The sequence below is a fragment of the Nocardia sp. NPDC052112 genome, from assembly GCF_040680135.1.
GTDB lineage: Bacteria > Actinomycetota > Actinomycetes > Mycobacteriales > Mycobacteriaceae > Nocardia.
Genome location: NZ_JBFAWD010000010.1, coordinates 238,996 through 259,581 on the forward strand (window position 1 = coordinate 238,996; position 20,586 = coordinate 259,581).

Sequence of the window (20,586 nt, forward strand, 5' to 3'; positions counted from 1 at the left end):
TCCTGATGAGCCTGGCTGCGTTCGAACCGTCACATCCGGCAGTGCTGCCTCGTCGCCCTGTCGGCAACATACGACAACGAAGGACCAAGCATGCAAGCCATCATCGTTGGGAATCGTGACGCCGGCGTCGCCGGGATGACCCTGACGCACGACCTGCCCTACCCCCACGCCGCCGAGAACGACGTGATCGTGAAAGTGCACGCCGCCGGGTTCACCCCCGGTGAGCTGGACTGGCCCGGCACCTGGAACGACCGCGCCGGCCGGGACCGGACCCCGAGCGTGCCCGGCCACGAGTTGTCGGGAGTGATCGTCGAACTGGGATACGGCACCACGGGTTTGACCGTCGGCCAGCGGGTCTTCGGTCTGGCCGACTGGACCCGCAACGGCACACTTGCCGAATACACCGCGGTGGAAGCCCGCAACCTCGCTCCCCTACCCGCAGATATCGACCACACCGTGGCCGCCGCACTGCCGATCTCGGGGCTGACCGCCTGGCAGGGCCTCTTCGACCACGCCCGCCTCACCACCGGTCAGACCGTCCTGATCCACGGCGCCGCCGGCGGTGTCGGCTCGATCGCGGTGCAACTCGCCCGCGAGGCCGGCGCCCGAGTCATCGGCACCGGCCGAGCCCGCGACCGCGACCGCGCGCTCACTTTCGGCGTGCACACCTTCCTGGCCCTGGACACCGAGCCGCTGGAGCAGGTCGGCGAAGTCGATGTGGTATTCGACGTGATCGGCGGAGACGTTCTGGATCGCTCGACCAGCCTGGTACGCGCCGGCGGAACCCTGGTCACCATCGCCATGCCACCCACGATCCAGCCCGACAACGGACGCGCCGTCTTCTTCGTCGTCGAACCCGACCGGGCCCAACTCACCGAGCTCGCCACGCGCCTGCGCGACGGCCGCATCAAGCCGGCCGTCGGTGCCGTCCGCCCCCTCGCCGAAGCACCCGACGCCTTCGATCCCGGCAGGCACAGCCCCGGCAAGACGATCATCCGCATAAGCGACGAATGAATACGCCGTCGTTCACCCTGATTGCGGTCGGTCGCCGAGTCGGACGCCTGGGCCTCGATCCCACGCCGATGCACTCCGACTGCGGAATACGAGAACAGCAGCAGCGCGCCGACCGCAACCAGAGCGAGTGACCCTCATGCCGCTGCGCGAACGCGGGGAGTTGCGGACACATGTCCGCTTCTGTCAAGAGCGACGGAACGCGGCGGGCGGTCGCGCAGCGCAACCACGAACGGATCCTTCGCGTGGCACGCGATCTCGTGCGCGAGCCCGGAGAGCTGAAACTCAACGCGGTCGCGAAGGCCTGCGGCATCGGGCAGGGCACCCTGTATCGGCACTTCCCCACGGGTGAGGACCTCCTCGCCGAGGTGTACCGCCATGAGGTGGACGAACTGGTCGCGGCATCGTCGCGCCTGCTGGCAACTCACCAGCCATTGGACGCGTTGGCGGTATGGTTCGACCGGGTGGCCGCCTACGCTCGGGTCGAGCGCGACATGTTCGCCGCCGTCGAGGCAGCGACCTGGCGTGACCTCGCCGCCCACAGCCTCGGCCCGATCGGTGCGGCGGTGGAGCTGCTGCTGGCCGCCGGTCGCTCGGCCGGGAGCGTCCGCACCGACACCGAAGCCCGCGACGTCATCGTGCTCATCAGCTGGCTGTCGCGGCTGGACGACGCCGAACTCGACGCGCGAGGGCCGCGGTTGCTGTCGATCCTCGTCGACGGTCTCCGCGCGCACCGCCCCTGATGCGAATACGCCGTGGGAGCGCTCATCGCGCCGCCCGCGCGGCGCATGCTCATGCCGCTGACGCGGTCTCGGTCCGGCGCTGATCTCCCGCCGCTGCGCCGTTGGCGGTTGACGTTCGAATGGCACCATGAACTCCGGTCAGGCGTTGCGACGATCGCTCGAAACCGCCCTTTCGTCCCCCAGGATCTGGTCGACGTCGGTATCCACGCCGAGCAGGCGTTGGACAATCCCGTGGCAACCAGGAACAGAGCACTAGCTGCAGTGTGCGCCGGTGACGGCGAAACGTTCGACCGGTGCCGTGTGACCGCCCGTTGCCACGGCGATCGTGAGCGTGCCAGGGCAGGCGTCGGTCAGCGGAACTGTTACTGTCCAAGGGGAATTGGTGCCGCCTGCGGGGATTCCAGATACCTCACCCGCAGGTTGTGACAGATCGCTGCGGCGGACCTGCACACGCAGGCTTTCGTCCGCGCCGGTAATGCGGCCACCGACGGTCAGCGGCGAGGTGATCGCCGCCCCGTAGCTCGGCGTGGTGAGGGTGAGCGTGGTGTCCTCGGTGCCCACCACTTCCCACGGGGCATCCGCACCCGTCCCGTAGCGCGCCAAATGCACCACGGCCGCGGTGGCGGTCATGCCGCTGGGGTTGTCGAATCCGACGCTCACCCGCGCCTCGTCCTCTCGGACATCGGTTTTCACGATCTTGTCGACATTCCGGTAGCCGAGATAGTCGCGCGTGAACGTCTGGGCGACCTGATCGGCAGCAAGATGCCATGGCTGGTGCCCGCCCGCCCGGTAGGCCTGCTGCCATGTGGCCGCATCCGCGGCGCTCCCGAACGGCCACAGCGGCTGATAATCGAATCGAATCGGAGTTGACGACGCATTCTCGCTGGTCGGCGCGGCGTCACCCGGTGAGGAGGACGCCGCACTTCGCGACGAGACCGCCGATGTGGCGGCCGGCGGATGGTTTTCCTCGGCCGTCCCGCAGGCCACCGCCAGCGGCACGGCCGCCAGTACGGTGCCGATCACCGAACGACAGTGCGGCAGAGACAATTTGGTGAGCATAAGAGCAAGCATCGTCCGCCTGTGCGCAATTCGAAACCCGTGAAATCAGGGGTCGCCCTCGGCCGGGGACGGCGTTCCGAACATGAGCCCACACGACCGAGTAGCCGCTCGCTGCAATGGTCTGTTCGGAACTGATCCAGCCCTGTCAGGAGCCGGAATACTCGCTCAGTTTGGAGTTCACATAGTCCCACGGGAAGTTCGGGCCCACGTCGGTGTGCGAACCGTTGTGCTTGCCGATCGTGTAGGCATTGTGATCGGCGATTCCGGCCTGGTCGTTCCCGAGTTCTTCCGGTGAGATGGTGCGGATCGGAATCCCGTACTTGCGGCAGTCCTGCACCGCGATCCAGACCGCACAGTCGATGCCGCGCTGCATATTCGAGAACCATTCGTCGCGAGTCCACGCGACCCGCGAGCCCGCGAAGCACAGGTTGATCGATTGCGGGTTGCCGCTGAGCACCGACCACGACGCCAGATCCGTATCCACCACGCCGATCACCGTGCCGGAGTTGTCGACCGTGTAGTGATAAGACACTCCGGAGTCAGGATTCTGCAGGTAGTTCGCCAACGACTGGGCGTTGCCGTCTCCCTCCTGCGTGTGCAGCAGGAACCAGAGAATCGGCGCGCCGTTGCGGGATTCACAATTCGGGCTGACGCCGGTCTGATCTTCTTCCTTGTACATCGGCGATGTCATGGTCATGGTTTTTCCCCTCCTGGTCGGCGAGCAGCCGACCACTGTCCGTAGTCGTTCTTCAGAGCCTCGTTCACATCGACGCCGACGCCATCCACCTGGCGCTGGTCGATCTCGATCTGGTGCAGATGTGCCTGCGGATGATCTCCATTGATAGACGGATCACCGGACCAGTTGTGTTGCCAGAACCACCGCGCCACATCATCTTCCAGCGCCCAATCGATGCAGCGGGCGTTGCAGTAGACGCCGGTCCATTCGAGGCCGATAACCGACGCCCAGCCGCGTAGGAACGGGGCGATGAGGTTGTTCCAGTCCGCCAGGCTCGGGTTGTCGTCAACCGGGGCATACAGCGGACGATAACCGGGTCCGCCGGCCTCGAAGTGCAGGCGCAGTGCGGTTTCCGCGTGCCGGGCACCGCCGTCGTAGCCACCGCGCCAGTCCGCGGTCTCGCCCTTGCCGTACTGATAGTTGGCGACGATCTCCAGTCCCGCATCGCGCAGCCGATCACAGTAGTCACGGCGTAGCGGCTTGGCACCGAAGTCGGTACCTGGACGCGACTCGGAGAAGTATCCGACCACGCCGGCGAAGCCGGCGGCCTTGATGTCGGCGGGCTCGATAAGTGCCGCCGAGAAGTCGATCAGCTGAGTCACGACAATCCTCCGGACGCCCGACGACTGCAGCCCGCGAGTTGCGCACAGAAGCAGCACTGAATACGCAAAATGTATTGTCCTTCCACATGTTCCGGTGACTCGAGTGTTCACGCAAAGAGTGGTGATCCGGACGACACCGCGCAATTGATCGACGGACGAGCGGATCGACAGGCTGACGACACCAACCGTTGAACGGCGGGTTATCCCGGATCCGTTGTTGCTGCCGCGCCGTGAGCTCGGCTACCGATTTACGCGCGTGTCGAAAGGCGTCAGACAGGGACGCACGATAATTCGAAGAAAATCCGCACCTTGTTCCGCCCCCTCCAACGTACCGATGTTTCAGCCGGAAGCATACAACGCACATCGAGGATTCGCGGTGCAATCCCCAAAATTGCATCAGCACAAGGTCATTCACCCAGGTCGGGCGTGGTGCACCTGCGATGGACTGCACGACAGCCGCAGGGTCGGTCCCGATCGCCGACGGCCCCCCAGCGCAGCACCGCTGCGTCTTGAGCACGAGCGTGAGCCGAAACCACGTCTAGCACAACGGAGTTCGAGGCGTCATCGCCTTCCGCTCGAGCGAGCATCCATACGCACCGGGAGACCGGAAACCAGCGTCTGTACTCCACATATGCATCAATCGGCGTCTCCCACATGCACTTCCGATTATCGTGGCGCCGCGCTCAGACATAGCGCGTGATCCCGGCGAACACCGCGGCCAGCGACTGCAAAAGCCACAACGGGCACCTCACCTGGGCACGGATCCTTGAACGACCGCACAGTTATGTCGCTGAGCGTTTTCGGCAGGCGAGATGCGCGGCGGCTCAGGTATCCGCTGATGCCGAATATCACGCGCTCGTCACCGGCCCCTGATGTCGTAGGGCCCAGTTCGGGGTCGATCGGTGCGTGGGTGTTCGCATCGGAGTCGCCGGCAACAGCACCCGGGCGCCAGCGACGGCCAATGGCGAGCGCACGAGCGTCGAATGTGACGAAGTCCAACCATGGAATGTGATGCAGGTCATTGCCCGAGGCGGTGTTGTTGGGCATCGTCGTCAATTCGTTTTTGGAAAGAACCTGGTTGGAGATGCCCAAATGGCCGACCACAATTTTGCTTACGACCTCACGCTGGACGAGGCACGACGGCGCAGCGCCGTCGTCGCGGCGCTCGGTGACGACTGGGATCCGGCCGCGGTGCTCGCCGAGGAAGACCTGGCCTACGACATGTTGTACTCGAATCTCGACGATGAGCAGCAGCGGATCTACGAGGAACTCGTCCAGGCCGGGATCCTGCCGGATCGGGCGACGCGCATCACCGACTGATCTCACCGCCGAGCACGAACCATGACTCGGCGTGTTAGTTCCGGTGAGGCGTGACCCAGCTGCTGCGGCTCTCGGCTGAGTTTCGTGGGCAGTGGTGCGCAGTATTGCCGCATATCGCGCGTTTCCCAACGGCCGCAACCCCCGGGTTCGATGGCCGAGTCGCGAGGTCCGGACAGGACCCCGCGACCAACCTGTGCCGCGCCGAACCCGAACCCCTCAGGCCGCCGCGTCCAGAGCCGCCACGATCTTGCCGACCATCACCGCCACGGCAGGACTCGACTCACCCTTGCCGGACTGGGCAGCGGCTTCCACGGCGACCAGCACGGTACCGCGGAAATTCTCGGCCTCCTCCGGATACTGCTCACCGAGCAGACCCATCGCCGCGGTCAGGCCCGGCAACACCTGATCGGCGAGTTCGGCGACGGTCTTGCCTGGCAGGTGAATGTCTTTGGACTTGGCGGCGAGCACATGCCCGACCAGACCGGTGGCCGAAGTCAACACAATCGAGCCCTGCGTGATGCCCTTGTGCGGCGCACCGGCGGCGGCCATCAACGACACCGCACCATAGGCGGCGGTGCGCAGGGTGCTCTTGTCCTGGTCAGTCAGGGTAATGGTGACAGACATCTCGTGTACTCCTCGAAATCGGTTGTGGCACCGTGTCGGTGCCGGTCGTTTTGTTCGATGGACACACTCTCGCCGGACTAACTGACAGCGACCTGACACACACCTGACACCCCCACTGACACCACGACCGGCCATCAACACGCCAGCTTCATACGGCCTGAGATCGCTGTGACTCGGAAAGTCCTACCGCGACCCTCACGTTCGCTCCCGGCAGCGCCCTACTGCCGACAGTTCCCGATGCCGCGCCGCCAGGTGCGACCGCCCGCACGCAATAAGACCGGAGTCATCGCCGCGACTGCCGTAGTCGTGACAGCCGCTCCGTCTGGCTTCGTCCGTGATCTGTGACGTCGTTTGTTCGTGAATTTCGACGGCACTCGAGGGGAGTCTGTCGGGCGAGTCGTTCGCGAATGTCGACGGCCCTGAGATCCGGAGGCGATCGTGGTGCCGAGGCCTGGTCGTCGCTGTGTCGACCGGACCGGCCATCCGATTGCGGACGACCCACGCCCGGTGTGGTCGAGTTCACGGGTGCTCGCGTGGTGTTCGTGAGTAGCTTCTTGTGTATGGACAACGAGGGACCCAGCCGGACCGCGCTCGTGACTGCCTATGCCCGTGCCTATCATCAAATTGCTGACCGGCCAAGGATTCTTACCGATCCGCTGGCGGCACGTCTGCTGGGTGTCACTGTGGACGAGCTGACCGAATTGGGCCGGCCCACAGAGGATCGTCCCGGCAGCGATGTGGGCTCGGGAATCCTGCGGCTGGGTGTCAGTGATCGGCCGCGCCGCCTGTTCTTTGCTGCTCGTGCCCGTTTCGCCGAGGATCGCGTGGCCGAGGCCGTCGCTGCCGGCGTGCGACAGGTCGTGATCCTCGGCGCGGGCCTGGATACCTTCGCCTACCGCAACCCACATCCTGACCTGCGTGTATTCGAGGTCGACCATCCCGCTACCCAAGCGTGGAAACACCAACGCCTCGCCGCCTCCGGTATCGACCAGCCCGAGCGGTTGACTTTCGTGCCGGTCGACTTCGAAACCGACACACTGGCAACACGATTGGCGGCCGCCGGATTCAGCCGGACCGATCCGGCCGTATTCGTGTGGCTCGGTGTCGTCTTCTATCTGACCCAGGACGCCGCCCGCACCACCCTCGAATACATTGCTCGTCAATCCGAGCCGGTCGAGGTGATCTTCGACTACCTACAGTCGGCAGACACCGACGAGGAACGGGCGCAGATGCAGGCGCGCGCACATCGAGCGGCAGCTATCGGCGAACCCTGGTTCAGCTACTTCACTCCTGACGACATCGCCGCACAGTTGCGCGCGCTCGGCTTCACCGACATCGAAGACCACTCCGCCACCGACCTCATCGCTGGGTACCTCGATGGATCCGCGGAATTCGCGGGCGAACCACCCGAGGCACTGCACCCGGTCCGCCTACTACGGGCGAGCCGCTGAGGGTCCCGCAAGTCCTTGCCGGCGCAGCCTCAGCTGCGCTCGGTCTCCGCCGAGCAGGAGGGTGAACCGGAGCAGGTCGACGCGTATGTCGTGGTCGGTGTAGCCCGTGTGGGCGATGTAGTGGTCCGGGCAAGCGCGAGCGGTTCGGTCGGCAACGAGCCAGTCGTGTCGAACTGCAGCAGTTCAGCCAGTTCTGTTGTGTCGCTGCTGTGTTCTCGGTCACGTCAGTATTTGTCTACGGCGGCTCGGGTGTGGGCGAGCCGGTAGCTGTCGGTTCCGGTTCGCGGCCAGTTGGGAAAGGCTCGTGCCGTGTTGAGAATACTGCGGCGGACTCCGCCGGACTTCGTGATCATGGTGTGAGTCGGGACCGGTGCTGGTAGTGGTTGCGTCGGGCGCAATGCTGGTGTCGGCGTCGCCGGAGCGACCATCGCATCCGGTGGCCGGGGGAACGGGCAGGGGCGAGACACGTGCTGCGCGGACGGCACCCGTCACCACCGAGATCGTGCCTCTTGTATCGGATTACGTATCCATCAGCGCGATCGGTAGTCGATGGGCGGACTCGGGTCCGTGCTCGGGCGCGGCCTGCAGTTCGGGCGCGGCGGCGGCCAGCAATGCGGCCCGGTCGCGGTTCAACGGAGGATAGATACGCCGAGTGTTGATGGCGCGCTTGGTGTCTTTGGCCTCTTCGCCGTACGCGACCACGTGTCGGTCCCAGCCCTCGGTATACACCGCGCCTGCCGGTCCCAGATCGAGAACCGTTACATACCAAGGGATCCGCAACGGCTTCAAGGGCTTGCCAAGAAGATCACCGATGACGTTGTATCCGGCCCACCGGCCCATCGGGCGGCTGTGCTGGCAGGACATCACCGACATATGCTCGTCGTCCATTTTTGCGGCGGCGACGTCACCCGCGGCGAATACCCCCGGCACACCGCAGACCCGCAGATAATCGTCGACGGGGAGTCGACCCAGCCGGTCACGGTGGACCCCGAATTCCGCGGTCAGCGGATTGGCCAGCATGCCGGCACACCAGACGACGGTGGCGGCGGGCACCACTTCACCCGAGGAGAGCGTCACACACCGCTCGTCGACGGCAACGACCCCGACGCCCAACTTGGTCTCGATCCCGATGTAGGCCAGCGCCGCCTCGATGACCGGTCGAGCCGATGCACCCATGTCCGAGCCGACCGACGGGTTGCGGTCGACCAGGATGACCCGCGGCGCGACGGCACGCGCGGCAAAGGCGTCGGTGAGCATTGCGGGCAGCTCAGTCGCCTCTTCGATCCCCGTCAAACCCGCCCCGACGACGACTACCGTCGCGGCCGCCGGGTCAGCGGGGCCCTCGGCAAGCCGGCGCAGGTGGGCTTGCAGTCTGGTCGCCGCATCATGGGTGTCGATGTCGAAACCGAATTCCCGCAGGCCAGGAATATCGGGTTTGACCACCTGGCTGCCCAATGCAAGCACCAGCCGGTCGTAGCCGTGAGCGCCCGCGGTGGATTCCACGACCCGCGCCAGCGCATCGATCGCCGTCACTGCGCCGACGATGTGCTTGATTCCGACCGGATCGAGAAGAACGCTCAGTGGGATGCGGGATGTGCTCAGATCGGTCTCATAGTCGCGCACGCGGATGTCGTGGTACGGCGTCGAACTGATCATCGTGAGATCGACGGTCCCGACTGCCACACCGAGTTCGTCGAGCCGCCGGGCCGCCGCGAGCGCCGCCCACAGACCCGCAAACCCGGACCCGAGAACCACGACACGCGAAGGATCGGTCACCGCAGCGCGCTGCACATCGTTATTTTAATACCCCAACCGGACCGCGTGATCGTTGATGCTGCTGGTCAGGGCGCTGGAAGTGGGGCGGCCACCGCGTGATCATGATGTGTTTGTTTGGGACACAGCTGAATATGTCGCATCAACCACAGCCGCCCCATCGGCGCACTTGAATCCCCCGGGAGTGTCTGGAGACCTCAACCTCTGTGAAGGAATCTCGATGATGATGTCAAGTCCTCGCGGATATGGCGAGGTTCGGAGGTTCGTCGGCGAAGTGGCGGCCGTGGCGCAGCAGTGCCCACAGGACGTCGACGAGGTTTCGGGCGGCACGCTATCCGTACGGTCTGACAGCCCCTCGCCGAGCAACATAGGTTGCTCGGTGATCATTGTTGCGGCTGTTGATGTTCGGGTGTTCGGTTGCCCTCAGCGAAAACTCAATCCGAACCCGATTCGAGTCCCGTAGGAAGACTTCACGCCACTGGGCCACCTATGTCGGGTAAGCCCTTGTGAGGTTGCCGTGGGCTAATCGACCTCGTTCAAATGCACAATGACGCTGACGCGGCCCTTGTCATCGCGTCGGGCGACGGCGTGCCCGGACCGTTCGGCGCCGTCCAGTTTCAGTGAGATAGGGCCGCCAGCGCCGAGAAAGTTGCGCCACCACGTCTTCTGATCTGGCATGCCCACCGCGATGGTGATCTCGTCGCCAGAGCGTCGAAAGCCCACCGGTGTGCTGATGGTGTGTCCGGAACGTCGGCCGACGTAAGTGATCTCGGTGATCGCCCGGCCCACCCGAGGCCCGATCCATGGTGCCTTCGTCAACGCCATGACGCCCGCGTTGAATCCGCGCGCAACAGGCCCCAGCACCGCTTTGAGCTCCATCGCATCTCCTGATCGCCGAACGGGCATCGACTACCAAACTAGCGGACCGCCGTGCGTTCAGCGACGTGCTACGTCTGCAATCCGTCCAGCGCCCTGCGGGCTTGGTTCTCGGCGATCGTGGCGAGCTCGTCCCGGTTCACCGGGGGTTCGCCCTTCGCGCGCAGGACAGCGACTTCCACTCGTACCGAGACATTGCTGTCCTGCACGCCCACGATGTAGGTCATTCCGTTGCTGGTGTCGGTGGTCGCGGTATGCCAGTAGCCCTGGGCGCCGATTCCGGTGATCTCGCCCGAGGCCCGCCCCGATCCGGCGGCGCTGGTGTCGGTCTGTTTCCAACGATCGTAGGCGGGGGCGGCGTCGGCGCCGGTGATCTGGGCCTGGAGGCCGATGCCGGCTTCGTCGATGGTGGCATCGTCGGGGACGGTCGAGGGGCTGGTGTAGCGGATGGCGCAGTACAGGTTGCCGCCGTCGAAGTTATTCGGCGGGAATTCCTGATGCACAGGGGCTTCCCTCGGGGTGGACGACCACCTGTGCAACGGCGTGGGGTCGACAAGATCGCACGCGTTGGTGATCCCACTCATCGCATAGATTCCCGGCGCCGGTTCCCGACGGGATGTCGTGGCCGCAGCCGCACTGGACGAGGCCGAGGTGCTGGACAGGGCCGGGGCCGTCGCGGACTCGCTATCTCTGTCGCCGACGACGACACCGATCACCACACCGAGACACAGCACTACCGCCAGCCCGAGCACACCGGCAACGATCAAACCCGTTCTGCCGCTGCCGGTTCGCGGCGGGTATGGTGGCCGCCCGTATCCCGGACCAGGTGGGCCGTACCCGGCAACGGGCAGACCGGGGTTGGCCCAGGACGCAGGCGTGTACCTACCCGAGTCCGGGACGCCCCAGCCGCCGACTGGCGGATCGGGTTGTCGCACAGCAGGATCGGCGCCTTCCGGCATCGACCGATCGTCAAGTCCGCGCTGGGAATCGGTCATCCCCACAGCCCCTCCGGTTGTGCAACGGGCTCCCCGTCGACCTCGACTCCGACCCGATCGTATTCCGGCCACCGTCGGTCGTGCACACCGTCCGCACCGATCCGCTCGAGTCGCCGATCTCTACTTCTCCCGCAGACCATCCAGCGTCCTGCGGACCTGGGACCTGGCGATCGAATCGAGCTCGTCCCGCCGCACCGCGGGAGAACCCTGCTCACGCGTGAGGGAGATCTTCACCCGCACTGACACATTGCCGTCCTGCACACAGACGACGTAGGCCATGTTCGCGACGAGGTTTCCTCTGACTTCGGAGTACCAGTAGCCCTGATTGCCGATTCCGGTGACCGCACCGGACGCCGACTCCGCTTCGGGTGTGGCGACATCGGCGTGCTGCCAATGGTCGTAGTAGGGCGCCGCCGCACCGTTGGTGAATTCGGCCTCGACACTCATGCCGGCCTTGTTCATGGGGAACTCACCGGCGCTTGCGCTGCTGTAACCGGCATCGCACTTCAGGCCGCCGCTCTCGTAGGCGGTCGCCCGCCTTTCGCGATGCTCGGGTGCACCGCTCGGCGTGGGCGACCAGTTGGTCAACGGCGTGGGATCGACAAGGTCGCAGGCGTTGGTGACCGCGTTCATCGAGTAGGTCCCTGTTTTCCCGGTAGCCGAGGCCCCCGCGGACGCACTGTTACTGTCGCCACGGCCGACGACGATGCCGATCGCCACACCTAGCCCCAGCACCACCAGCAGCCCGAGAACACCGGCGATGATCAAACCTGTGCTGCCGCTGCCGGTCGATGGTGTCGGATACGACAGTGTCGGCCCATATCCCTGGCCAGGTGGCCCGTAAGGCGCGTTCCATCCGCCTGTCGGCGGATCCGGTTGCCGCGCAGCGGGATCGACGCCACCCGACATCGGAGGCCGACCATCAGGTCCACGCTCGGAATCGGTCATCCCGGTAGCCCTTCGATTCCGCAACGGACTCCCCCGTCGCCCCGCAACTCAGAGCCGATCGTATTCCCGCCACCATCGTCACGGGTAGCAGCGGTCGGTGTCGCTCCCTGCACGTCGGCTTCCTGGGGCGGAGGCTTTCATGGATGACGCGCCTGGTCGGTGGTGTTCGGCGGTGTCCAACCGATGAATCCCAAGAAGATTCAGGCTGACGACATGCGGCTGCCCGAGGCACTGGCTTGTTTCCCAAAGCTTCAGCGCTTCCACGCGCTGACTGAACCCATCTGCCGGCATCTCCTCGAGCAACGCGACGGCCCCGCCGAACCGGCCCTGTACCCACCTCAGGATAGAATTCGAGCAACGCCATGCGCGCGATGCACCCGGACCATCCGCGACGCGCAGATCTTGCGACACGAGGCCGACAACCGGGCACTCGGCGAACGGCTCGCCCAGGCCAGCGGCAGATCGACGGACTCACCGACTTCCGGGTCCGGGCGCTTGCCAGAATCGCCGCCCAACACCACGAAATCCAGCGACTCCGCACCGCAGCATTCTCGAATCCGACCGTGACCCGCTTGCCACCTCCACCGCAGCCGGTCATCGGCCATGCCGAAGGCGGCGCTGAGAAACCGAAACAACAAGTACGACAGGCAAACCCAACCCTTCCCAACAGAATCGAGCCGACAATGACATGGTCGATACCACGAATCACCACCGGTGCCGAACGCCGCTTGCTCGAGAGCATGCTCGACCGCAACCGAGCCGAATTGGTCGACACAGTGCGCGGCCTGTCCGAAGGAGACGCCCGCCGCCGCCTCGTTGCGTCGATGACCACCCCGATCGGACTACTAAAGCACGCCGCAGTCGCCGAACGGATCTGGTTCCAGCACATCCTGGCCGGCCTGCCCAAAAGCGAATGCGACGGCGGCACGACGCCGGGCGACGCCAGTTTCGTCGTCGACGACAACGAGACTCTGGCCGATGTGATCGCCGAATTCGAGCGCGCCAGCGACCGTTCCCGCGTGATCGCCGCCGAATTCGACCTGGACGACATCCGGACGCATCCCCGCATCGGCGACGTCAGCCTCAGATTCATCTATCTGCTCGCGATCGAGGACTTCGCACGTCACGCCGGCCATGGCGACATCCTCCGCGAGCAGATCGAACATCCCCCCGCACCGAGCACCGACGCCCCAGAATGGCCTCGGGCACATGACATCTCAACAAGCACTACTTTACCGAGCTGAGCGCGTTCGGTGGTGGCTGGGTTTCGACCGATGCATGACATGCTGGTCGTGGGTGGCGGGCCCGCAGCCGGCGAACGCATCACAAGGCCGCCGGGCGAGCGGGGTTGCGCGACGAGATCGATTGCGGCGCAGACGCTCCGCTGATGCCGATCTACGCTTAGTAGGCCCCGCCGTGGGCTTCGGTGGGCACGACAGTAGTGACGTCCGCCGGGACGGAAACTCATCGCCGGCCGGTTGTGGGGGCGTTCCACTCGGCGTGAGCGCGGCTGCCTGTGCGCGAAATCAGCAAAATCGGTTGCCGCCCGTGTCGGCGCCGCTTTACCGTGGACGGGCAACGTATCCCGTTGTTCCCGTCTCTCTTTCACAACCTCAGCCGTGACGGGCGGCGGTGGGTGCTTCCCGGAGTGCGCAGCCATGACGATCCCTTCCGCCTCGATCCCATCCGGTCGCCGCGTTCTCCTCCGGCAGGTCGCGACAGCAGCCGCCGTGCTCGCCGCGGTCCTCGCCGCCGGCACAATTCCCGCAGCCGCGGCCCCGTCGGTGATTGCGCCGCCGCCGAATTCGAGCGTGACCTCGGTGCCGCCCCCACCGACCAGCACAACCGTGCGCAAGGTGTCACCGACCACCACGACCACCGGCAGCGGCAGCGGCACCCGCGACGGCTACACGCTGATCCTCGAGGTTCCGTCGACGGCGGTGCAGGGCACGACGATCACTGTGCACGGCGGGAACTGGCTGTGCAGCAAGGTGACCGTCACCCCGGGCTGGGCCACCTCCGCCACCACGGTGACCGTCACGAGCTACCAGTTCGACACGACCGTGGGCGTGCCCACCGGCGCCACACCGGGCAAGTCCACCCTGACCGCAACCTGCACCGCGGACAGCTCGATCACCTCGACGAAGCCCATCACCGTGCTCGCGGCCCGGAAGGTGACCACGGACCCGATCGTGACTTCCGACCCCGATGAAGCGAATCCCACACCACCGACCGCGGACGCACAGGGCCCCGAGAACAACTCAGGGACATCGTCTGTCGGTCCGCTCGCCGTGGGTGCCGCCCTGATCCTCGCCGCGATCGTTGGTGCCCTCGCCCTGTTCGGCCGCCGCACACGCGCAACGGAGTCCCCCGTCCCCGGCAGCAGCCGTGCCACCGGGCCCGCCCCGTTCCGTCGTGGCGAGCCCGACACCGCACAGCCCGGCGTCCCGGCACCCGGCGCTGCACCGTTCGGTCGCCGCACCGCCGAATCCCCTCGCTTCGGCAGCCCGGCACTCAGCCCCCGACACCCGGGTCGCGTACCCGACGTGCAGGTCCGCGTCCATCAGGACCGGAGCCCCCGCCTGGACATCCGGACCTTCCCTGCTCGGCCACCGCGTGTGCAGATCCGCGTGCACCGGGCCGAACCCATCACGACCGTGCGAGAGGTGCGACGCTGATGTTCCCCGAAACCCTCACCGCACGAGCCGTGCTCTACGACAACGGATCCCGCGAAATGGGCTGCGCCGAGCTCACCGCCCGCCTGCGGGAGGTCGGCTTCGACCACGCACTGCACACGGCCGCACCAGCGCTCGGCGACCTGGTGCGCGGTATCGCCCTGCCCAGAATCGCCGAGGCCGTCGACGGCCTGCTCGACATCGATCTCGGTGACGCGGTGGTCGCCGGCTGGCGCGGCTACGATCGCCTCCGCTCCGCGGCCGTCCGCTCCCAGCGCGGCCCCGAGGAAACCGTCGAACTGCTCGCCCACGAGCTCGCCCACACCTACCGCCCGAACCTGGAGATCCTCGTCGACGGGCAGTCCGCCGGCTCGGTCACCGTCGCGCTCGTCCTGACTCTGGCGATCCAGCCGCTGGCCGCCACCGTCCGCCACGGCGCCCTCGTCGCCCTCGGCCCCGGCGACTGCACCGCGACCGTCTCGCTGGGCACGGAGTCCACCGGCCCGATCCTCGAACGAGAACGGCAGATCCCCACCGCCCACATGGTCGACCTGGGCAGGCCCATTCCCCTGGTCCGGTCCCAGCCCGCAGGCCGTGGCGCCCCCTTCCCACCGAATTCTCAGAGTTGACGCGGTGTTGCGCCCGCCTAGCCCGCTCAGCCGTGCACCCCGACCCACCGCCACCGCCACCACCGGTGGTGGCCTCCTCCCGACCAGCTATCGATCGCCCGTCGCCGCACCGAGACCTCGGTGGTCGTGAAGTACGAAGTGCACGGCACGTCGGTCCAGACGGGCCGCCCCTACAACAACCGCTTCGTCTCCGTCGTGACCGTCGAGGACCGCAAGGTGACGCACTGGCGCGACTACCTGGACCTCATCGCCGTGTTCGACGCAGAGGGATGGCCGCAAGACCGCCGCTAACGGCCGGCACAGCAAGCGCTTGTCAGCCGCACCCGCCGGCCCACCGCACGGCACTGCGTCGAAAAGGATCGGATCACCAGCCCCGATGATGGGGATCGATTGGGCGGAACGCATCGGCGGCGGGCACCATCAGGCCGCGCGCTCACTATCGGCACGGCGGTGGCACAGTGAACCAGAGGCCGGCCCGAGCGAAGAGGAAACAGACCATGAGCGGACGTACCCCAAGCCAGTGGGAAGAGCTCACTGCTGCTGACCCTGCGCATTCGACGTGGTACGTGGAGCGATTCCGGGCAATGGCGGCCGAAGGCACGGATATCGTCGGGGAGGCGCGGCTGGTCGACGCGATGCTCGACCGCAGTGGCCGAGTCCTGGACGCGGGGTGCGGTCCGGGCCGTCTGGGTGGCTACTTGCACCGAGCCGGTCACGTCGTGGTCGGCGTCGACGTCGACCCGGTGTTGATCGCCGCGGCGGAGCAGGACTATCCCGGTCCGACCTGGATAGTCGGTGATCTCGCCGAACTGGACTTGCCGGGCCGTGGGATCGCCGGCGACTTCGACGTCATCGTGTGCGCGGGGAACGTGATGACATTTCTGGCACCGTCCACCCGGGAGGCAGTGCTGGCCGGGTTCGCCCGAAATCTCGCCCCAGCCGGTCGGGTGGTTGTGGGGTTCGGCGCCGGTCGAGGTTACGAGTTCCCGCAGTTCCTGGCAGACGCCGAGGACGCCGGACTCACGGTGGATTTGCGGCTATCGACGTGGGATCTACGTCCATTTACCGACGAGTCCGACTTTCTGGTGGCGGTTTTCTCGCGCGCGGATTGACCCCCGCCCAGCCCCGAGAGATCCCGAACCCGACTGGGCTCTATCCGTTCCACCGAACACCTATTGTCGCTTGCCGCAATGATCGAACCGGCCGGCGCGGTATCTCGGAAGATCAACGGCCGTGGCCGACCGAGCGCACGCTACTGCCGAGTTCAGGGCGTTCGTAGGAGCGTGTACACGATCTCGGCTGGACCGATGAATTTCGAGTGGATCCGGCGTCGATACCTCTGGATATACCGATCGACAGGAGTCCAGGCATGACGAAGCCGTTTCGATTCGGGGTTGTTGCCCCGCTCATGACCGACGTGCCGACGTGGCGAGATCGCGTGCGCCGCATCGCCGACAGCGGCTACTCGACGCTGCTGGTGCCCGACTTCCCTCTCACGCAACCGGCGCCCGGCCCCATGCTCGCGACCGTCGCGGCCCTTACCGACCTGCGCGTGGGCACCTGGGTGTATGCCTCTCCGCTACGACCGGCCTGGATGACGGCGTGGGAAGCGCACTCGCTGTCGCTACTGACCGACGGTCGCTTCGAGATGGGCATCGGCACCGGCAGACCGGGAATCGAGGACGAGCTCCGTGACAAGGGACTGCCCGTCGTACCGCCGAACGAGCGGCTGGCCCAGGTACGTGAGACCGTCGAGACGCTGCGAGATCTCGACGGCCCCGACCGCCGCACGCCGGTGGCGATGGCCGTACTCGGTCCGAAGGCCAGGGCACTGGCGGCCGAGGTCGCAGACACGGTCACCTTCGCGCTGGGGGATCAGCCCCGGGCCGAGGTCGCGCGGCTGGCGGGCGACTTCCGCACCGGGGACATCGAGCTCGCGCTTGCCGTGCCGGTCATCGGCGACACGGTCGCGCCGCACATGGCGCCCCCTGACACCGACCCTGCTCCGCTTCGCGCGGCGGACGCACTGACCATACTTCCGGATGACCCGGCGGCCGCCGTCGAGGAAATCCAGCGGCGACGGGAGGAGATCGGCTTCTCCTACTTCGTTTTCGGCGCCGACTTCGCCGAAAGGTTCGCTCCGGTCGTCGCCGAGCTCACCGGACATTAGTCGGGCGGCGACGGACGATGCGAGGCGCCACCCACCAGCTTCGTGAGCCGACGCAACGGAGTCGCCTTCTGTCCCGCACCGAAACCGGGCAGGCCCCGACGAACGGATCCACGTCGACAAGAGGTCCGGCGCTACCGCCGAACGACCCCATGGGCGATCACACAGCGGGACTGGAGGGCTCAGCACTGGTCGGTGGCATGATTCGGATGCCTGTACCGGCGTGGCCGGACGGTTCGAATCAATGGTCGAGACATGTTCCACCCCATGCGCATTCCCATTCGTGGGCATTTACCGAGAGCTCGGGAGTAGGTTACTGCAGTGCGAGCGAAGGGCCTCACGCGCCCAGGTGCCCGAGGGAGTTGATTCACGCAGGCGGGGCGGGAACCGATCGGTGGTGATGAGTGTTGCGACCCAACGTTTTCCGGGTTCAGACGGTTAGTACAGGTGCCGTGTCCCGGCGATGTAGCGGTCGGGTTCGGGCTGTCATCGCTGGTACCTGAAGGGACGCTGTCATGTCATTGCAACACCGTGCCCCACTTGCGGGTGATGGAAGGACTGCGCGACCGACGCGAGCGTTTGGGCTCGCGGCGATCGCGCTGATGGCGGGGGCGGTCGTCATGCTGTCGGTCAGTGTGATCAACGACTGGATCGATCTCTCGGATTTCGAACGAAGCTGGCAAGACCACGAGCAGATGCGCAAGGAGTGGTCGTCGGACTCGTTGGCCGGTGTCGTCGCGTCGTTGTTGCTACTGGGCGCGGGCATTGTCGTCATCGTGTGGATGTGGCTCGCGCGCCGAAAAGCGGAAGCGTTGTGCGCGGCCAGGCATCGGCTGCCGATCGGCTGGGTGATCGGTGGCTGGTTCTGCCCGGTGGTCAACTTCTGGTTCCCGCACATGATTCTGGCGGATGTGGTGCGTGCGAGTGATCCCCGTACCCCGGCGGACGCGCCGGATTTGCGGGGTCGTCCCACGAGTGTGCTGGTCACTGTGTGGTGGTTGGCGCTGCTGGCCGGGTGGGTTCTCACCGCTGTGTCGGTGCGGTTGAGTGCTCCGCAGTTGCGGACGGAAAGGACCGACGACTATTTCGTCTACGCGTCCGGCCCGGCTGGCGGGCAGGGGCTGATAATCGTGGAGATATTCAGCGTCGGCGCATTCGCCGTCGCGGCATCCTGCCTGAGCGCGTTGATCATCCAAGTCCAACAGTGGCAGGGAATCCGCGCGAGCAGCCGGGACAGTCGACCCGGCACCGGCTCGGCGCCCGCGACACACACACCGGCGACCACGCCGTGGCCCGCCGCGCAGCTGGGCACCGCGACTGCGGCCACCCCGGCACCTCACCCAGGTCCCGCACCGTCGCTGGTCAAGTCGAGCACGCCCGCCGGGTCCGCGCTGCCCAACCCGCACACCCTCCCGATGCGCGACTCCGATCCCACCGCGATCGGTCCGTACACGCTTGTCGGCCGACTCGGCTCCGACGCCGTCGGCGACCGCTATCTGGGGCACACCACCGATATGACGAAGGTCGTACTCCGGACCGTGCACCACCACGCCACCGGTACCGACGCACGCGCCGAGCTCGCTCGCGCGTTCGCCGTCGCTCGAACCGTGCACAGCGATTTCGCGCCGGCCGTGCTGGACGCCGACGCTGATGCGCCGCAGCCGTGGATTGCGACCGCATACATTGCTGGGCCATCGCTACACGAACTGGTCACCGAACGCGGAACGCTGCCACCACCGGCGGTCGAGTCCATCGCCACGGGTGTGGCGCGCGCGTTGTCCGCCCTCCACGACGCGGGTCTGGTGCACGGCGGCCTGACGCCCTCGTCGGTCATCATCACCGAAACCGGTCCCCGCGTAGTCGATTTCGGTATCACCACGCCACCAGCCGAGCCGTCGGCATTCGCCGCGCCGGAACAGCTCGCCGGCGAAGCGGCTGGACGCGCATCCGATGTGTTCGCCCTGGGCGGCGTACTGACCCATGCGCTCACCGGCCGCGCCCCGTTCGGAGACGCGAACGCCGCGACGCTGCTGCACCGAATGAGCACCGTGCCACCGGATCTCACCGGCATACCCGACAGCGGCCTCCGCTTCGTCATCACCGGCTGTCTCGCCGGACAACCTGGCACCCGACTCACCACAGCGCAGGTACTCGGGCACCTCGAAGCCACGGCGACACCACAGCCGAGACCAACCACCCCGACGCAGCGGCCCGAAGAGACCGAGACGACCGCCTCCCCCAACGGGAACTTCCCTTTCGGCATCGTCGTCGCTGTATTAGCGATTCTCGCCAGCATCGCCGGCGGACTCGTTATGTATTACTCGCTCGACGGATCCGGATCCGCCCGATCCGCAGCCGCCCCCACCCGATCCGCAGGTGCCGCGACGTCGACACCTGCCGCACCGGAGACGTGGGGCGATGTGCAGTGGATCGCCGATCTGTTCCCGAACCTGCTCCCCACCAATCCCCCGCCTTCCAGGCCGGGACAAATCCCGTCGCCGGCGGATGGATACCGGGGGATCACTTGCCCGCATTCCTCCACCGACCTGAACATGGTCATTTGTCCCATGGAGCGGTCCCTCCGCAATCCCTCCGTCCAAGTTTATTGCAGCCAGGGTCGGCGATACGGGGTTCCGCCGGGGCGTAAAGACGTTTTCCTCGAGGGGCTGCCGCGGCAGGCGGGGTCCGTGACCATCTGGCACGCAGCCGAAAGCGGTACAAGCGCAGCCATTTCCCTGTCCTTCGACGATTCGCCGCGCAGCCAATGCACGATCTATTCCGCCTGGAATAACCACAGCGAAGGTGAACTCGTCAATTGGTGGCGTGCAGCGCCTTTGTAATCCGCCGCCCTCCAGGAGATTTGATGTGCTTCGGTGACCGGCCGCCTTTCGGGTCGTGGCGACGTGGCGGGGTCGCCCGGCGCATGACCCGGTCCGACCGCGAGCGGGCCAGGATCTGCACCGGGAGAGCGGCCAGC

The 20,586-nt window shown here is 66.2% G+C and carries 19 protein-coding genes; 11 read left to right on the forward strand and 8 right to left on the reverse strand.

Annotation, left to right across the window (positions count from 1 at the left end; translation table 11 throughout):
- Positions 1-90 precede the first annotated feature (90 nt).
- Both AB0L58_RS21515 and AB0L58_RS21520 read left to right on the forward strand, forming a co-directional pair.
- A complete protein-coding gene (locus tag AB0L58_RS21515; protein WP_364389173.1) occupies positions 91-1,014 on the forward strand; it encodes an NADP-dependent oxidoreductase in 924 nt (307 codons plus the stop codon).
- Positions 1,015-1,184: 170 nt separating this feature from the next.
- On the forward strand, positions 1,185-1,754 hold the full coding sequence (locus AB0L58_RS21520) for a helix-turn-helix domain-containing protein (RefSeq protein WP_364389174.1): 570 nt from the start codon (positions 1,185-1,187) through the stop codon (positions 1,752-1,754).
- 252 nt (positions 1,755-2,006) lie between these two features.
- Here the strand turns inward: AB0L58_RS21520 and AB0L58_RS21525 are convergent, their stop codons facing one another.
- From AB0L58_RS21525 to AB0L58_RS21535, 3 genes are all read right to left on the reverse strand, one after another.
- The gene (locus tag AB0L58_RS21525) at positions 2,007-2,777 is read right to left on the reverse strand and encodes a hypothetical protein (RefSeq protein ID WP_364389176.1); all 771 of its coding nucleotides are present in this window, start codon (positions 2,775-2,777) and stop codon (positions 2,007-2,009) included.
- A gap of 181 nt (positions 2,778-2,958) precedes the next feature.
- Complete coding sequence (locus AB0L58_RS21530; RefSeq protein WP_364389177.1) at positions 2,959-3,510, reverse strand: N-acetylmuramoyl-L-alanine amidase; 552 nt, start codon at positions 3,508-3,510, stop codon at positions 2,959-2,961.
- Complete coding sequence (locus tag AB0L58_RS21535; RefSeq protein ID WP_364389178.1) at positions 3,507-4,151, reverse strand: DUF1906 domain-containing protein; 645 nt, start codon at positions 4,149-4,151, stop codon at positions 3,507-3,509. Before AB0L58_RS21535 ends, AB0L58_RS21530 begins: the two co-directional genes overlap by 4 nt.
- A gap of 1,074 nt (positions 4,152-5,225) precedes the next feature.
- Between AB0L58_RS21535 and AB0L58_RS21540 the strand changes: the two genes are divergently transcribed.
- The gene (locus tag AB0L58_RS21540; RefSeq protein ID WP_364389256.1) at positions 5,226-5,471 is read left to right on the forward strand and encodes a DUF6400 family protein; all 246 of its coding nucleotides are present in this window, start codon (positions 5,226-5,228) and stop codon (positions 5,469-5,471) included.
- 216 nt (positions 5,472-5,687) lie between these two features.
- On the opposite strand, the gene AB0L58_RS21545 is transcribed toward AB0L58_RS21540, so the two are convergent.
- A complete protein-coding gene (locus tag AB0L58_RS21545; protein WP_364389179.1) occupies positions 5,688-6,095 on the reverse strand; it encodes a hypothetical protein in 408 nt (135 codons plus the stop codon).
- A 560-nt stretch (positions 6,096-6,655) separates the two neighbouring features.
- Here AB0L58_RS21545 and AB0L58_RS21550 point away from each other — a divergent pair.
- On the forward strand, positions 6,656-7,546 hold the full coding sequence (locus AB0L58_RS21550) for an SAM-dependent methyltransferase (protein WP_364389180.1): 891 nt from the start codon (positions 6,656-6,658) through the stop codon (positions 7,544-7,546).
- 519 nt (positions 7,547-8,065) lie between these two features.
- Here AB0L58_RS21550 and AB0L58_RS21555 read toward each other — a convergent pair.
- The 4 genes from AB0L58_RS21555 to AB0L58_RS21570 all read right to left on the reverse strand — a co-directional run bounded on the left by AB0L58_RS21555 (position 8,066) and on the right by AB0L58_RS21570 (position 12,138).
- Positions 8,066-9,322, reverse strand: coding sequence for an FAD-dependent oxidoreductase (locus AB0L58_RS21555; protein ID WP_364389257.1), 1,257 nt, complete (start codon positions 9,320-9,322; stop codon positions 8,066-8,068).
- 519 nt (positions 9,323-9,841) lie between these two features.
- On the reverse strand, positions 9,842-10,198 hold the full coding sequence (locus tag AB0L58_RS21560; protein ID WP_364389182.1) for a nitroreductase/quinone reductase family protein: 357 nt from the start codon (positions 10,196-10,198) through the stop codon (positions 9,842-9,844).
- A 68-nt stretch (positions 10,199-10,266) separates the two neighbouring features.
- Entirely contained in the window at positions 10,267-11,190 is a 924-nt protein-coding gene (locus AB0L58_RS21565; protein WP_364389183.1) for a hypothetical protein, read from the reverse strand.
- A gap of 120 nt (positions 11,191-11,310) precedes the next feature.
- Complete coding sequence (locus AB0L58_RS21570) at positions 11,311-12,138, reverse strand: hypothetical protein (RefSeq protein ID WP_364389185.1); 828 nt, start codon at positions 12,136-12,138, stop codon at positions 11,311-11,313.
- A gap of 740 nt (positions 12,139-12,878) precedes the next feature.
- Here AB0L58_RS21570 and AB0L58_RS21575 point away from each other — a divergent pair.
- From AB0L58_RS21575 to AB0L58_RS21605, 7 genes are all read left to right on the forward strand, one after another.
- Positions 12,879-13,382 carry a DinB family protein gene (locus AB0L58_RS21575; RefSeq protein WP_364389258.1) on the forward strand — a complete coding sequence of 168 codons (504 nt, stop codon included), beginning with the start codon at positions 12,879-12,881 and terminating at the stop codon, positions 13,380-13,382.
- A gap of 414 nt (positions 13,383-13,796) precedes the next feature.
- Positions 13,797-14,816, forward strand: a complete 1,020-nt coding sequence (locus tag AB0L58_RS21580; RefSeq protein WP_364389186.1) for a hypothetical protein — start codon at positions 13,797-13,799, stop codon at positions 14,814-14,816.
- On the forward strand, positions 14,816-15,442 hold the full coding sequence (locus AB0L58_RS21585; RefSeq protein WP_364389188.1) for a hypothetical protein: 627 nt from the start codon (positions 14,816-14,818) through the stop codon (positions 15,440-15,442). The genes AB0L58_RS21580 and AB0L58_RS21585 overlap by 1 nt, the downstream gene beginning before the upstream one ends.
- Positions 15,443-15,568: 126 nt before the next feature.
- Positions 15,569-15,733: a hypothetical protein gene (locus AB0L58_RS21590; protein WP_364389189.1), complete on the forward strand. Its 165-nt coding sequence runs from the start codon at positions 15,569-15,571 to the stop codon at positions 15,731-15,733.
- Between the two features lie 206 nt (positions 15,734-15,939).
- Positions 15,940-16,554 carry a class I SAM-dependent methyltransferase gene (locus AB0L58_RS21595; RefSeq protein ID WP_364389190.1) on the forward strand — a complete coding sequence of 205 codons (615 nt, stop codon included), beginning with the start codon at positions 15,940-15,942 and terminating at the stop codon, positions 16,552-16,554.
- 257 nt (positions 16,555-16,811) lie between these two features.
- Positions 16,812-17,612, forward strand: a complete 801-nt coding sequence (locus AB0L58_RS21600) for an LLM class flavin-dependent oxidoreductase (protein WP_364389191.1) — start codon at positions 16,812-16,814, stop codon at positions 17,610-17,612.
- A gap of 599 nt (positions 17,613-18,211) precedes the next feature.
- On the forward strand, positions 18,212-20,449 hold the full coding sequence (locus tag AB0L58_RS21605; RefSeq protein WP_364389193.1) for a DUF4328 domain-containing protein: 2,238 nt from the start codon (positions 18,212-18,214) through the stop codon (positions 20,447-20,449).
- Positions 20,450-20,586: the final 137 nt, after the last annotated feature.